The organism is Ruegeria sp. AB8 (assembly GCF_056542605.1).
In genome coordinates this window covers 1-15,161 of record NZ_JBQGAB010000029.1, presented here as the reverse complement: position 1 = coordinate 15,161, position 15,161 = coordinate 1, and the positions used below count along the sequence as shown (strand labels likewise).

Genomic DNA, 15,161 nt, shown 5'->3' with positions numbered 1-15,161 from the left:
GGATCACATGCACGAGCGCGCGAGATGGCTGAAATATGATTTTGCTTTTTGCCTCGTTATGCCCAAATAGAAGGCCAAGTCGCGTCAAAAACCGGAGGAGCCATGACCCGCTATACCAAAGACCCCGAGGCCATCGCCGCTCTGTCACCCGAAGAATACCACGTCACGCAGCGCAGCGGTACCGAACGCCCCGGCACCGGCAAGTATCTGGGCAACAAGGAGCCCGGGATTTACGTTGATATCGTCTCGGGAGAGCCATTGTTCGCTTCGACCCACAAATACGAATCCGGCTGCGGCTGGCCCAGTTTCACGAAGCCCATCATCCACGAACACGTGGAAGAGTTTCGGGACGCCACCCTCGGCATGATCCGTACCGAGGTGCGCTCGAAACACGGTGATAGCCATCTGGGGCATGTATTTCCTGACGGTCCGCGCGAACATGGCGGGCTGCGCTATTGCATAAACTCAGCCGCGCTGCGGTTCATTCATCGTGACGAGATGGAGACCGAAGGCTATGGCGAGTATTTGATCCATGTGGAGGACATCTGATGACTGAAGAACGCGCCGTACTTGCCGGGGGATGCTTCTGGGGCATGCAGGATCTGATCCGCAAACTTCCCGGCGTTTCCCGCACCCGTGTCGGTTATACGGGCGGTGACGTACCCAACGCCACCTACCGCAATCATGGCACCCATGCCGAAGGGATCGAAATCTGGTTCGATCCAGCGCAAATATCTTACCGCACTTTGCTCGAGTTCTTTTTCCAGATCCACGATCCTACGACGGTGAACCGTCAGGGCAACGACCTCGGGATGAGCTATCGTTCGGCTATCTACTATGCCGACGACAATCAGAAGCAGGTCGCGCAGGACACGATTGCCGATGTGAATGCCAGTGGCCTATGGCCCGGTAAAGTCGTGACCGAAGTTGAGCCCGTCGGAGATTTCTGGGAGGCCGAGCCAGAGCATCAGGACTATCTGGTTCGCATCCCGAACGGGTATACCTGCCACTTTCCGCGCCAGGACTGGGTTCTGCCCAAACGCGCCGATGCGGCCGAGTAAACGACGACCTGCCCTGACCCTCTTTGAATTCGAGGGGGGCTAGCCAGTGGCCACTCGTGGGCGGCCACTGGCCTCGACCGTCACAAGGGCTTCGACAAACACCTCCTGCGCCTCGATGCGCGCGGTCCTGATGTCCCTGTCGACAATGACCCGGATATCTTCTGCCCCGGCTTCGCGGACTGCGGTTTCCGCTTCTTCCTTCAAAACAGCTTCCAACAGCGCCAAAGCCTGATCTGACGCCGCAAAATCCTGTGGCCCACTGTCCAGATGCACGCGATATCGCCCCTCGGCAGGCGAGGTTACGGTGCCCGAGCGCCGCAAAGTCAGCCGCCCGACAACCGCACCGATGGCATTTGCGACGCCGGTATGCTCGGGCAGGATCATACGGCATCGCAACCGCTCCCCGACGGCCGGATAGTAGCTGGGCGCTGAAGCGCCAAGGCCCACGACATCCACATTCAAAGCCGTATCCAGAGACAACAGGCCACGGTGCCCTGCCAGGCCGCGCCGGGTCAGCACATGACGGGCCAGATCCTGAGGAGGAACCCCAAAATCATGCCCTTCTTCCGCAAAAGCAGTTTCTAACAAGGTCAAACTGGTCTGTTCGGTCAGTTGATCCACGATCATACCCGCCAGCTGTTCCGGAGACTTCGCCAGAACATCACCCGACCCCACCCTCTTGCGGGACACAAGTTCCAGCGCCTTGCGGGCAGCACTTGAATCCCAGGCATCGACCCGGCCCAGAACGTGGCTTGCATCCGATGGCGTCACGCCCGAGACCTGCACAAGCCCGCGGTCCACCAACCGCGCCAGCGCACCGTTGTCCATTCTGGTCCGCAAGAGGCTGCTCAGCGGCAAAACCTGGTCACCAAGCCGCTCCAGCAAGGTATTCTCGCGCGGCCCGACCTCAACAGCGCGCATCCCTGAAACCCTTCGGGCGAACCGTGTATCAAACTCGCCCACCGTTGTTGCCCGCAGTTGCTCGTCCAGCGCGGCATGCACGACTTCGGGCGCTTCCGACGCGATCAGAGAAACCGGCAGCACCCGCCGCGGCCCCAGGAATACGCCGCCGCCCAAGCCTTCAGTAACCACGTGAACCTGGCTGTCACCGCCCAATCCATGGGTCCGCATCGCCACCGCCTCGACCATGGTGCGGAAACCGCCCACCTGCGCCCCGGCCGGATCAATCGCAGGCTTGCCGTCCCGGATCAAAGCCACATCCGTCGTGGTCCCGCCAATATCAGAGACAAGCGCATTCTCGACCCCGGTCAGCCAGCGTGCCCCCACAATCGAAGCCGCCGGGCCGCTGAGGATCGTCTCAATCGGGCGTTCACGCGCCTGCTCGGCACTCATCAGCGCACCATCACCACGCACCACCATCATCGGGGCCGTGATGCCCAGCTCGTGCAACCTGTCCTGTGCCCGGCCGATCAGGCGGTCGATCATACCAATCAATCGCGCGTTCAGAACGGCGGTCACCGCCCGTTTCGGGCCGTTCAGCCTGGCTGACAGGTGATGGGAACACGTGACCGGTGCCCCTGTCTTTTCCGCAATGGTCCGCGCTGCTTCCAGCTCATGCGCCGGGTTGCGTGTGGCGAATTGCGCAGCAACGGCAAAGCCGGATATCCCTCTATGAGAGTCTAAAAACGCCTCAAGCGCCGCAATATCCAGCGGCGCAGCTTCGCTACCGGCATGGCTGTGGCCACCGGAAATCACAAGTGCCGGGTCGCCTTTCAGCGCGTCCTTCAGCCCGTGCTTTTCCAGATCACTGTCCTTGAAGCCGATATACACAAGCGCAACACGCCCGCCCTGCCCCTCGACCAAGGCGTTCGTGGCCAGGGTGGTCGACAGCGACGCCATCGATATCTGGTCGGGTGAAACCCGGGCCTCGTCCAACACGGACGAAATCGCCCTGCCCACACCGATCGCCAGGTCCGCCCGTGTTGTCAGGGATTTAGCCGAGGCAATCACCTCTTTCTCATCCCGGATCAACACCGCATCCGTGTAGGTTCCGCCTGTATCCACCCCCAAAGCCAGCGCCATCGGGTCCTCCATCTGTTCGCTGACAAAGGGTCTAGCGGTTTGCGCCGTCACGTCCAGCCTGTTTGCGGCATTTACGACAGCCGTTTTACCGCCCAGCGCGCCGCGTCGGCCACTGCCGGATCAGGGTCGTCCGTCAGCGCCTGCGCGTCACTACACAGTTCTGCAATACCGGAATTGCCGATGGCATACAGCACATTGCGCACGAACCGGTCACGACCAATCCGTTTGATGGGCGAGCCGGAAAACTTCTCCCGAAACGCGGCATCATCCAGTGCCACAAGATCAGTTAACGCAGGCGCCTTGAGGTCATCCCGGGCCGCATAGCGCATATCACTGGCCGCCACTGCGAATTTGTTCCACGGACACGCCGCAAGACAATCATCACATCCATAGATCCTGTTGCCCAATTTGCCGCGCAACTCTTCCTCGACCGGACCTTTGTGCTCGATTGTCAGGTACGAGATACAGCGCCGCGCATCCAAAAGGTATGGGGCAGGAAACGCGTCGGTCGGGCAACTATCCAGACAAGCCCGGCACGACCCGCAGCGGTCAATATCCGCTGGATCGGCAGGCAAGTCCAATGTCGTGAAAACAGACCCTATGAAGGCCCAATTGCCCCAATCCCGACTAACCAGATTGGTGTGTTTTCCCTGCCAACCCAATCCCGCAGCCTGACCAAGTGCCTTTTCCGGCACAGGTGCTGTATCGACAAACACTTTCACTTCGCCTCCGGCCTCGGCAATCAGCCAGCGCGCCAGTCGTTTCAGGCGCTTTTTGACCAGATCATGATAGTCCTTGTTCTGAGCATAGACCGAGATCGCCGCTTTTTCGGGATAGTTCAGAATTTCGGTCGGATCATGCTCGGGCGCGTAGCTTTCGGCCAGCATTATCACCGACCGGGCCTCCGGCCACAAAACCGCCGGATCACCACGCCAATGAGTGCGCTCGGCCATCCATGCCATCTGCCCATGATATCCGGCCCGCAGAAACGCTTCCAACCGGACTGGAACCTGCGGCACGTCCCAGGGCCTGCAAATCCGACAGGACACAAAACCCTCGCTCAATGCCTGGGCGACCAGCTTTTCCTTCAAACCCGATCCGTTCTTCATCTGGCCAAAAATATCCTCGGGGGTGAATTGGCCCGACGGGCCAAGAGGGGGCGGAAGGCCCCCTGCGCCCCGACCCTATCAGAAATCCAGATCGGCGTAATGGGGCGGAGGCCGGAAACCCGGCACCTGATCAGCCAGGATGGACCGGAACGCCGGTCGCGATTTGATCTTGGCATACCAGTCCCTGACCGTCTGGCTGCGATTCCAGTCCACGTCCGAGATATAGTCCAGTGCCGACAGATGTGCGGCAGCGGCGAAATCCGCCAGCGTCATCTGATCCCCGGCTAGCCAGCGGCGTTGATCCAGCAACCATGTCATGTAGTCCAGATGGTACTTGATTGCGCGCGCACCTTCCTTGACGCGCTTGCTGTCCGGGTAGCCTTCCCCGGTCACTTTCTTGTTGACCCGCTCGTACACCAGTTTCGATGTCACTTCGTGATGAAACTTGTCGTCAAACCAGCCGACCAGACGCCTTACTTCATAGCGCGCTTCTGGCGTTTTGGGCATCAGCGCGGGTTCGGGGCGGGTTTCCTCGATATACTCGCAGATCGCCGCACTTTCCGACATCACCTGCCCGTCCAGGCGCAATACGGGAACCTTTCCTGCGGGGTTTCGACGCAGAAAATCCGGATCTTTCTCCCAGTACCGTTCCTCAACCAGTTCCACTTCGATTTTCTTCTCTGCCAGCGACAGACGAACCTTGCGGCAATAGGGGGACAGGGGAACGTGAAATAGGCGCGCCATGAGCTTCCAATCAAAGCAGTGAATACAACCAAGCTTTAGCCTTGAGCAGCATTGGGTTTCAATCCTCGAAACAATCCGCGCGACCATCTGCGCGGATGGTGGCCGCTCCGTCCCGTATCGCGGCGGCCCGGCGGCGCGTGCGAACCGACGGATCCGCAACGGATCTGTTCCTGGGAGAAGGCAGAATTGCAGCGATCCGCGCGGCCTGAACCGGCGTCAAATTAGCGGCAGATACATTGAAATGCGTTTGCGCAGCAGCCTCGACCCCGAAAACCCCGTTCCCGGTCTCAGCAACGTTCAGATAAACCTCAAGAATGCGCTGCTTGCTCCAGAACAGTTCGACAACCGGCGTGATCGACGTTTCAAGCGCTTTGCGCACCCAACTGCGTCCTTGCCAAAGGAACACGTTCTTGACGACCTGCTGCGAAATGGTCGACGCGCCGCGTGCGCCCCCATCTTCCAGCGCGTCCCGGATGGCCTCGATGTCAAAACCCCAGTGCAGACAGAAATTCGCGTCCTCTGCAGCGACGACCGATCGCGCCATCACCGGGGAAATCTCTTCGATCGGAACCCAGTCGCGTTCAACTTTACCCAACCGGCGCCACTCGGACCAGATTGTATGCGTGATCGGCGGATTGACGATCGAATAGAGCAGCACAAGACCGACCACAAATGCGACACAAGCCAACAACCCACGTGTCAGCCAGCGGCGAATCCGCGATATCGACAGCTTCTTTGACTTTGTTGCCTTTGATTTCTTACCACGCGTTCCGCGCGCTGCTTTTTTTGCCATACCCTTGCTATACGACGCATGAGGCACGTTTGGAACGGGCTAAATTTCAGCCCGTGTGCCATATGCATGCAAAGGAGAACCCTGCGCGTTTGTGGAAACACGCAGGGTTTTGACCTTGTTTAGGGTCTGTTTATTCCGCCGGAACTGCTGCGATCTCTTCGCTCAGCGGATGGCTGAGTTTATTCAGCATTTCCTTCGGGCACACCTGCAGGAAGTTGGCCTTTTCAACATCCCAGTGTTGCAGGATATCCGCGGCTTTGCGGCTTCCGGTCTCGGCAGCGTGACGTTTGATCAGCGTTTGCAACTGATCTACCCAGTGGCTCACCGTGACCGGACACGTGACAAGTGTCTCCATGTTCATCAGAAGCTCCGCCTGACCGTCAGGATCGTACAGATAAGCCATCCCTCCGGTCATACCGGCACCAAAATTTGCACCGATGGAACCAAGGATCACGGCAACGCCGCCGGTCATGTATTCACAGCCGTTGGACCCGCACCCTTCGATGACCACCTTGGCACCCGAGTTCCGAACCGCAAACCGCTCACCCGCGCGGCCGGCCGCAAACAGCTGACCGTCGGTTGCGCCGTACAGGACAGTGTTGCCGATAATGGTGTTTTCATCCGCTTTCAGCGGGCTGATCTGCGGCGGACGCACCACGATCGTGCCGCCCGACAGACCTTTGCCTACATAGTCGTTGGCATCACCCGACACTTCCAGCTTCAGACCCGGAGCCGCAAAGGCCCCCAAGGACTGACCGGCCGATCCCTGCAATTTCACGTGCAGATGGTCCGGCTGGAAGGTGTTTCGCATCCCGAAATTCTGTACGATATGACTGGAGACGCGGGTGCCCACGGTTCTGTGCGTGTTCTGGATGGCGTAGGATAGTTGCATCTTCTCGCCGTCTTTCAGGAACCGCGCCGCGTCGCGGACAATTTCGGCGTCCAGTGTATCCGGCACTGCGTTCCGATCCTTGTCGCGGTCATACACGATGTCATGCGCGCCATCGACCGTGATCAATAGCGGGTTGAGATCCAAATCGTCCAGATGCGCCGAACCACGGCTGACCTGCGCCAGCAGATCAGCCCGGCCAATGATGTCATCCACGGACCGCGCGCCCAGGCTGGCGAGGATTTCGCGAACTTCCTGTGCGTAGAAGGTAATCAGATTCACAACCTTGTCCGCGTTGCCCGTGAATTTGGCGCGCAGGCTTTCGTCCTGTGTGCACACACCAACGGGGCAGGTATTCGACTGGCACTGACGCACCATGATACAGCCCATCGCGATCAGGGCGGCGGTGCCGATGCCGTATTCCTCGGCCCCCATCATCGCGGCCATGACAATGTCGCGCCCGGTCCGAAGGCCGCCATCGGTCCGCAGTGTCACGCGGTCGCGCAGGTTGTTCATCGCCAGAACCTGATGCGCCTCGGTCAGACCCATCTCCCACGGCAGACCGGCATATTTGATGCTGGTCGCAGGTGAGGCACCCGTGCCGCCGTTGTGACCCGAAATAAGGATGATATCCGCTTTTGCCTTGGCCACACCGGCGGCAATCGTTCCCACGCCCGAGGACGCAACCAGCTTGACCGTCACCTTGCAGCGCGGGTTGATCTGTTTCAGGTCATAGATCAACTGCGCCAGATCCTCGATCGAGTAGATGTCGTGATGCGGCGGCGGCGAGATCAGCGTCACGCCCTTGGTCGAATGACGCAGGCGCGCAATCAGGTCGGTGACCTTCATGCCTGGCAATTGACCGCCCTCACCGGGTTTCGCACCCTGGGCGACTTTGATCTCCAGTTCTTCACACTGGTTCAGGTATTCGGCGGTCACACCAAAACGGCCCGAGGCCACCTGTTTGATCTTGGCCGACGGGTTGTCGCCATTGGGTTCCGGCACGAAATGCGCCGGATCTTCGCCGCCTTCACCCGAGTCCGACTTGGCGCCAATCCGGTTCATCGCCACGTTCAGCGTCTTATGCGCTTCGGGCGACAGCGCGCCCAGCGACATGCCCGGCGTGACAAAGCGTTTGCGGATCGAAGTGATCGATTCCACCTCTTCAATCGGGATCGGCTTGCCGAGTGGTTTGAAATCCATCAGGTCGCGCAGATGGATTGGCGGATTGGACTGCATCTTGGCCGAATACTGCTTCCACAGCTCATATGAGGCTCTGTTACAGGCCATTTGCATCATATGCATCGAGGTCGCTTCCCAAGCATGGGTCTCACCCGACTTGCGCGCCTTGTAGAAACCGCCAATGGGCAACACATCCAGACCGCTGTCCCAGCCTTTGGCGTGAATCTCCTCGGCCTTGACCCGGATGCCATGCACGCCGATGCCCGAGATGCGGCTGGTCATGCCGGGGAAGTATTCGGCCACCATGGCGCGGGACAGGCCCACCGCCTCGAAATTCAGACCGCCGCGATACGACGACACCACCGAAATGCCCATCTTGGCCATGATCTTGAGCAGGCCCTGGTCAATCGCCTCGCGGAATCGCGCAACATTTTCGGTCAGCGTGCCATCCAGCAAGCCACGTTCGATCCGGTCGGCCAGTGAATCCTCGGCCAGATATGCGTTGACCACGGTGGCGCCACATCCGATCAGAACGGCAAAATAGTGCGGGTCGATGCATTCCGCCGACCGCACATTCAGCGAGCAGAACGTCCGCAAGCCTTGACGGATCAGGTGAGAGTGCACGGCGCTGGTGGCCAGGATCATCGGCATCGCCACCTTGCCCGGACCGGAATACTGATCCGTCAGGACCAGATGCCCGGCGCCCGAGCGCACGGCTTCTTCTGCTTCGGCTCTGACACGGGCCAAAGCGTCGCCCAGCGCACCTTCGCCTGGTTCAAACGAACAGTCGATCTCGGCCAGGGTCGCATTGAAGTTTTCTGCCAGCTTCTCCCATTGTGTGTTCCCGACAAAGGGGCTTTCCAGCACAATGATCTCGGTCTGGCTGCTGTCTTCGTCCAGCACGTTCTTGAGGTTGCCAAACCGCGTTTTCAGCGACATCACGCGATATTCGCGAAGCGAGTCGATGGGCGGGTTGGTCACCTGGCTGAAATTCTGGCGGAAGAAATGGCTGAGCGGGCGGTATTGCCTGGACAGCACTGCCGAGGGTGTATCGTCACCCATCGAGGCCAGCGCCTCTTTTCCATCCTCGGCCATTGGCGCCAGTATCTGCTCCAATTCCTCGACCGAATACCCGGCCGCGATCTGCCGCTTGCGCAGTTCCTCGCCGGTGAACAACGGACGTTCGGTGACGCCTGCCAAAGTGGCATCAAGATCGTTGATCTTGCCGACCCACTCGCCAAACGGCAGCGCGCGGGCCAGTTTGTTCTTGATCTGAGTGTCGCGGAACAGTTTGCCCTTTTTCATGTCTACGGCCAGCATCTGCCCGGGACCCAATGCACCTTTTTCGACCACAGTCGCCTCGTTGATCGGCACCATGCCAGCCTCTGATCCGGCGATGACCAGACCATCGCCCGTCACCACATAGCGCATCGGGCGCAACCCGTTCCGATCCAGACCGGCGCAGACCCAGCGGCCATCAGTCATGGCCAGCGCGGCAGGGCCGTCCCAAGGCTCCATCACCGAGTTGCAGTAGGAATACATGTCGCGCCACGCCTGCGGCAGTTCCACCGCCTGCTTGGACCAGCTTTCAGGCACCAGCATGGTTTTTGCCATCGGGGCCGAGCGGCCCGCGCGCACCAGTACCTCAAAAACAGAGTCTAATGCAGCCGAATCCGACGATCCGCCTGCAATGATCGGCTTGATGTCTTCGGCATAGTCGCCAAAGGTGCCGCTGGCCATGCGGATCTCATGGCTTTTCATCCAGTTGATGTTGCCCTTCAGCGTGTTGATCTCGCCATTATGGGCCAGCATGCGGAAGGGTTGGGCCAGCCACCATTGCGGGAAGGTGTTGGTGGAATAGCGCTGGTGGTAGATCGCGAACGCCGATTCAAAACGCTCGTCCATCAGATCGGGATAGAAGACTGCAACCTGTTCGGCCAGCATCATGCCCTTGTAGATAATCGAGCGGCAAGACAGCGAGGCCAGGTACAGGCCGGATATTCCTGCCGCCATTGCCGCCTTTTCGATGCGGCGACGGATCACGTACAGCTCACGCTCGAACGTCTCTTCGTCCACGCCCTTGGAATTCGAAATCAGGATCTGTTCGATCTCGGGCCGTGTCGCGTTGGCTTTGTCACCCAGACAGGTCACGTCAACCGGCACGTGACGCCAACCATAGATGTAATAGCCCATGCGCAGAACTTCGGTTTCCACGATGGTCCGGCAACGCTCCTGCGCGCCGAAATCAGTACGCGGCAGAAAGACCTGACCAACGGCGATCAGTTCTTTCAGGTTGGGCTCGTGACCGGTGCGCCGAATTTGGTCATAGAAGAATTGAACCGGGATCTGCACATGGATACCCGCGCCGTCACCTGTTTTGCCGTCGGCATCCACGGCGCCGCGGTGCCAGATCGCCTTGAGCGCATCGATTCCGGCATCCACAACCTTGCGGCTTTTCTTGCCGTCAACGGAAACAACAAGGCCGACACCGCAGGAAGAATGCTCTTCTTCCTCGGAATAGAGACCGTTTTCCGCCAGCCATTTGCGTTTGGCCTCTTCGGCCCGCACCCAATCGGCATCATATTTGGTCATTGATTGTCTCCTTCTTCCGGCTGGGCAAACATGGCTTCGACCTCGGCTGTGGTCATTTGCTTGCGCTCGCCTGCAAACGCGTACCCATCGGGCTTTTTGTCGATAAAAAGTTCCAGTTGCAGCTTGTGGCCCGTATCTTCGAACAGGCCCGCCGCCATCTGTGTATGTCCGTGCAACTCGCCCGGCAGGGTGATCCGGTACCAAAGCGCCGAACCGCAATCCGCGCAGAAGGCACGCTCGGCCCAGTCGGACGATGCATAAGTCTTTACAGGCCCCAATGCCGCGTAACCGGATTCAGCCTGAAAAGTCATCAGCATCGAACTGGTCCAACGGCGGCATTGATCGCAGTGGCATGCGCCCAGCGATTCCTTCGCCGGAGTAGCGGTCACTGTGACCGCGCCGCACATACATTGGCCTTGCAATTCGGGCATTCTGACCCTCCTGTCGCTGGGCTTTCGGGTTATTCGGCTGCGACGGCAGCCTTGCTGTTGAATCGCTCGATGATTGCGTCGGCACAGTCGCGGCCGTCACGGATCGCCCAGACCACAAGCGAGGCACCGCGTACGATGTCTCCGATGGCATAGACGCCGTCCATCTCGGTCTCACCGGTCTGGAACGCGGCCTTGACGGTGCCCCAGCGGGTTACGGGCAGGTCGGGCTGACCAAACAGTGTGGGCAGGTCTTCAGGTTCGAACCCCAGTGCCTTGATGACCAGATCGGCCTCTTCGACATAGTCTGCGCCTTCGATCACTTCGGGGGCCTGACGGCCCGAAGCATCGGGTTGGCCCAGACGCATCTTCTGCACCATCACGCCAGAGACCTTGTCGTCACCGGTAAAGCCTTTGGGTGCGCTGAGCCATTCGAAGATGACGCCTTCTTCCTCAGCGTTCTGGGTTTCGCGTTGCGATCCCGGCATATTGGCCCGGTCGCGGCGATAGAGACATTTGACCGAGGTCGCGCCCTGACGGATCGATGTGCGCACACAATCCATTGCGGTATCCCCACCGCCAATGACCACGACTTTCTTGCCGTCGGCGTTCAGACGACCGTTGTCAAAATCCTCAACCGCGTCGCCAAAGCTCTTGCGGTTCGAGGCAGTCAGGAAGTCGATGGCTTTCTCGATCCCGCCCAGACCACTGCCCGGCATGGAAAGATCGCGGGACTTGTAAACGCCGGTCGCGATGATCACGGCGTCATGCTTGGCGCGGATTTCTTCGAATTTGTCCGCATCAACGTCACAGTTCAGCTCGAACGCGACCCCACCGTCGGCCAGCAGATCATTGCGGCGCTGAACGATGTCCTTTTCCAGCTTGAAACCCGGGATACCGTACATCAACAGGCCCCCGGCCCGATCATAACGATCATAAACCGTCACTTGAACACCTGCACGGCGCAGCATGTCGGCTGCAGCCAAGCCACCGGGGCCACCACCAATGATTCCGACACTTTCGCTGCGCTCGGCGCCCGGCGCGACCGGCTTCACCCAACCTTTGTCCCAGGCCGTGTCAGTGATGTATTTCTCGATCGTCCCGATGGTGACAGTTCCGTGGCCGGATTGTTCAATCACGCAATTACCTTCACAAAGGCGATCCTGCGGACAGATTCGGCCGCAGATTTCAGGGAAGGTATTGGTCGCCTGGCTGGTCTGATAGGCCTCTTCCAGGCGTCCGGTTGCGGTCAGGCGCAGCCAATCCGGAATATTGTTGTGCAGCGGACAATGCGACTGACAATAGGGAACACCGCACTGGCTGCAGCGACTGGCCTGCTCGACCGCCTTTTCGGCAGCAAACTCGGAATAAATCTCGGAAAAGTCTTCCTTGCGGTCATCAGCGGCACGCTTTTTGGGCATGACGCGGTCGATCTGCACAAATTTCAGCATCGGTTGCTTGGCCACGGGTCGGACTCCATGAATTGGCTAGGTCGGTTTTCTTTAAGAGATCGCAGGTCGGATGAAAAGTCAATTTTACTGACCTATTTTAACAAATTAGCACGCAATGGCGAAAAAATTCTGGGAATTTGTCAGATTTTAGAACCGATTCGGACCTATCTGCCTGCTTTTCTTTTCTTCATCACGCTTATACCCATTGTTCATAATGAAAACACGGCAGCGTCACGGCGGGCGGATGAGCATTTTTCAATTGATTCTTGCGGCGATTATTCAGGGAATAACCGAATTTCTGCCGGTTTCCTCTTCGGGGCACCTGATCCTGCTGCCCAGCCTTACCGGGCTGGATGATCAGGGCCTGGCCATCGATGTGGCCGTGCATGTCGGTACATTGGGCGCTGTTGTTCTGTATTTCTGGACAGATGTTAAACAGGCCTTCGCCGGACTTCCCCAAGCACTAAGCGGCCGACTTGATACGCCGCAATCCAGGCTGGCCGCCGGGTTGATCATTGCGACGATCCCGACGGTCATGGTTGGCGCCGTCCTTTACCTGACCGGTCTCAGCCAAAGCCTTCGGTCCATCGCCGTGATCGGCTGGACCATGCTTGGATTTGGCCTACTGCTGTACTGGATGGACCAAAAAGGACCTCAGTCCAAACACGCCGGTGACTGGAGCCTGCGAGATGCGGCGATCATGGGGCTTTGGCAGGTGCTGGCCCTGATCCCGGGCACATCAAGATCCGGGATCACGATCACGGGCGCACGCCACCTTGGCTACACACGGGAAGATGGCGCACGGATCGCCATGCTGATGTCGATCCCGACGATCCTTGCTTCGGGGACACTGTTGTCCGTGGACGTGATCCGAAACGCGGACGCGCAACTGGCCAAAGACGGCGCGATTGCAGCGGCCTTCGCGTTCTTTTCCGCGCTCCTTGCCCTCAGCCTCATGATGCGCCTTTTGCGCAGCGTCAGCTTTACGCCATACGTCATCTATCGCGTTTTTCTGGGCGTGATACTGCTGGCAATCGCCTACAGTTGATCAGATCCGCAGGTTTCCGGCCGAATTCTGAATGTCGTCATACTGACCGGCCGGGCGGAATTTCCACAGGTAATCCGGAAGAACCGACTCAAGCGTTGCAGGCTCAATCCCGAGGTCTGGGAAAGACTTCACACCATCCGAAACAACATTGTCATGGCGCAGGTTCTTCAGCTGATCACGTGTCAGGATCGTATTTGGAAACAGCTGAAAGCTGACAAACTTCACAATATCCAGCACTCCGGCCATGATACGCGCCGCAAAGAATGGCAACCCGATTATGATGCGCTTCCGGTGGATAACCCCCAGCATCTGTTGCATCAGCTCACGGAACGATTTGACCTCGGGACCGCCAAGTTCGTAAATACCCGCTTCTGCCTGACCCAGAATGCCCAAAACAGCGGCTTTTGCCACGTCATCGACATAAACCGGCTGAAACCGTGTTTCTGCACCGGCCAGGGGTAGAAACGGCCCAAGGCGCGCCATGCCGGCAAAGCGGTTGAAGAACTGATCTTCGGTCCCGAAAATAACAGATGGGCGCAATATCACGGCATCCGGCATATGGGCCAGAACGGCCGCCTCGCCTTTGGCCTTGGTTCTCGAATAGACGCTGTCCGCCTCCGCATCCGCACCAATTGCCGACATGTGAACCATCTGGGCCACACCCTGTTCCGCAGCCAGCCGCGCGATCCGTTCCGCGCCCTCAGCCTGCACTTCGTCGAACGTGTTTTTACCCAGCTCGTTCAGAACCCCAACACAGTTGACGACGGCATCGGCACCTTTCATGGCCAGGGCCACCGAGGCATCATCGCGAATGTTGCACAGGATCGGCTCGACCTGCCCCACTGCACCATACGGCTTGACGAACATCGCCTCGTTCGGGCGCCGCACCGCGACTCGAACACGCCACCCCTGAGCCGCCAAACGGCGCGCAACGTAGCGACCTACGAATCCCGATCCACCATAAATCGTGACCAGTTTGGACATGAAACGGCTCCTGCTAAATGGGTCTTGATCCGATCTATCGCCCCAGAGCACTGCAAACAAGGCACAATAACGCCGCGCCCCGGCGATAAATTCGTTTCAGTCCGGCACCTGTCCCATGCTTCAGATGCGCGCATCAAAAAACTTTCAAAAAACTTCCCGAATCCTGTTGACGCCCCCCGCCAGTAGGCTTAAACGCCCCTCCACGACACCTGCCCAGGTGGCGGAATTGGTAGACGCGCTAGCTTCAGGTGCTAGTGTCCGTATGGACGTGGAGGTTCGAGTCCTCTCCTGGGCACCAAATTTCTCACGAAAATATAAAATTATCATAGCCTTGTGGAAGGCTGTCTAATTTCCGTCCACCTTATCGCCCACCCTTAGATTAACGTGGCGGCAACTTCTTTCTGGCTTGAAGGGCGGAAACTGAACCTTCGCTGCGCATTGCGCCAATGTCCGCTCCATTGAGGCCTTGCTACCTACGTACCGCTCAATTTGCGAAACTTAGTTGGTGAAATTCCAAACCAGCTGGCAAATGTGCGGCGGAAGCTGGTGACCTCGCTGAACCCAAGATTGAAGGCAACCTCCGCTGCAGAAAGGTCGGTGTCCGACAGCAGCGACCTGGCTCGATCTGTCTGTTCAGCCACACGGATCTCTTTGAAACTGGTGTTCTCCGCAGTGAATTGCCGTTGCAGCTTGCGTACGCTGACACCCAATGTGGCCGCCACCGTTTCGATATCGGCGTGCCCCACGGCGAGTTGCGCGCGCAAGGCGTTCCCAACCACCTCTTTGGTGGTTGAGGGCGTTTGCCGCGACCGCACATCGCGGATGCCTGCCAACGTC

12 protein-coding genes and 1 tRNA gene are annotated in these 15,161 nt (G+C 58.8%); 4 read left to right on the top strand and 9 right to left on the bottom strand.

Annotation, left to right across the window (positions count from 1 at the left end; genetic code table 11):
- The first annotated feature begins 102 nt into the window (after positions 1-102).
- Together msrB and msrA are read left to right on the top strand one after the other, a co-directional pair.
- Positions 103-549, top strand: coding sequence for a peptide-methionine (R)-S-oxide reductase MsrB (gene msrB, locus ACR0CG_RS21055; RefSeq protein WP_170617350.1), 447 nt, complete (start codon positions 103-105; stop codon positions 547-549).
- Positions 549-1,061 carry a peptide-methionine (S)-S-oxide reductase MsrA gene (msrA, locus tag ACR0CG_RS21050; protein ID WP_480527316.1) on the top strand — a complete coding sequence of 171 codons (513 nt, stop codon included), beginning with the start codon at positions 549-551 and terminating at the stop codon, positions 1,059-1,061. The genes msrB and msrA overlap by 1 nt, the downstream gene beginning before the upstream one ends.
- Positions 1,062-1,100: 39 nt before the next feature.
- Here msrA and ACR0CG_RS21045 read toward each other — a convergent pair whose 3' ends face one another.
- From ACR0CG_RS21045 to ACR0CG_RS21015, 7 genes are all read right to left on the bottom strand, one after another.
- Positions 1,101-3,104 carry a hydantoinase/oxoprolinase family protein gene (locus tag ACR0CG_RS21045; protein WP_480527343.1) on the bottom strand — a complete coding sequence of 668 codons (2,004 nt, stop codon included), beginning with the start codon at positions 3,102-3,104 and terminating at the stop codon, positions 1,101-1,103.
- A 71-nt stretch (positions 3,105-3,175) separates the two neighbouring features.
- Positions 3,176-4,213 (bottom strand): tRNA epoxyqueuosine(34) reductase QueG, encoded by a 1,038-nt coding sequence (gene queG / locus ACR0CG_RS21040; protein ID WP_480527314.1) that lies wholly within the window; start codon positions 4,211-4,213, stop codon positions 3,176-3,178.
- 78 nt (positions 4,214-4,291) lie between these two features.
- Positions 4,292-4,957 (bottom strand): FtsZ-binding protein FzlA, encoded by a 666-nt coding sequence (gene fzlA / locus ACR0CG_RS21035; RefSeq protein WP_170808350.1) that lies wholly within the window; start codon positions 4,955-4,957, stop codon positions 4,292-4,294.
- Between the two features lie 58 nt (positions 4,958-5,015).
- Positions 5,016-5,750 carry a monofunctional biosynthetic peptidoglycan transglycosylase gene (gene mtgA, locus ACR0CG_RS21030; protein ID WP_480527312.1) on the bottom strand — a complete coding sequence of 245 codons (735 nt, stop codon included), beginning with the start codon at positions 5,748-5,750 and terminating at the stop codon, positions 5,016-5,018.
- 130 nt (positions 5,751-5,880) lie between these two features.
- Positions 5,881-10,413 carry a glutamate synthase large subunit gene (gene gltB / locus ACR0CG_RS21025; protein WP_480527310.1) on the bottom strand — a complete coding sequence of 1,511 codons (4,533 nt, stop codon included), beginning with the start codon at positions 10,411-10,413 and terminating at the stop codon, positions 5,881-5,883.
- The gene (locus tag ACR0CG_RS21020) at positions 10,410-10,844 is read right to left on the bottom strand and encodes a GFA family protein (protein ID WP_170682587.1); all 435 of its coding nucleotides are present in this window, start codon (positions 10,842-10,844) and stop codon (positions 10,410-10,412) included. Before ACR0CG_RS21020 ends, gltB begins: the two co-directional genes overlap by 4 nt.
- Positions 10,845-10,873: 29 nt before the next feature.
- Entirely contained in the window at positions 10,874-12,307 is a 1,434-nt protein-coding gene (locus ACR0CG_RS21015; protein ID WP_480527308.1) for an NAD(P)-dependent oxidoreductase, read from the bottom strand.
- Between the two features lie 229 nt (positions 12,308-12,536).
- On the opposite strand from ACR0CG_RS21015, the gene ACR0CG_RS21010 reads away from it, so the two are divergent.
- The gene (locus ACR0CG_RS21010; protein WP_480527306.1) at positions 12,537-13,340 is read left to right on the top strand and encodes an undecaprenyl-diphosphate phosphatase; all 804 of its coding nucleotides are present in this window, start codon (positions 12,537-12,539) and stop codon (positions 13,338-13,340) included.
- On the opposite strand, the gene ACR0CG_RS21005 is transcribed toward ACR0CG_RS21010, so the two are convergent.
- Entirely contained in the window at positions 13,341-14,324 is a 984-nt protein-coding gene (locus ACR0CG_RS21005) for a complex I NDUFA9 subunit family protein (protein ID WP_480527305.1), read from the bottom strand. It abuts the gene before it with no gap.
- 211 nt (positions 14,325-14,535) lie between these two features.
- Here ACR0CG_RS21005 and ACR0CG_RS21000 point away from each other — a divergent pair.
- Positions 14,536-14,622, top strand: a tRNA-Leu gene (locus ACR0CG_RS21000).
- A 175-nt stretch (positions 14,623-14,797) separates the two neighbouring features.
- On the opposite strand, the gene ACR0CG_RS20995 is transcribed toward ACR0CG_RS21000, so the two are convergent.
- Positions 14,798-15,161, bottom strand: a 364-nt coding sequence (locus ACR0CG_RS20995; RefSeq protein WP_480527303.1) for a helix-turn-helix domain-containing protein, incomplete at its 5' end; no start/stop codon positions are given.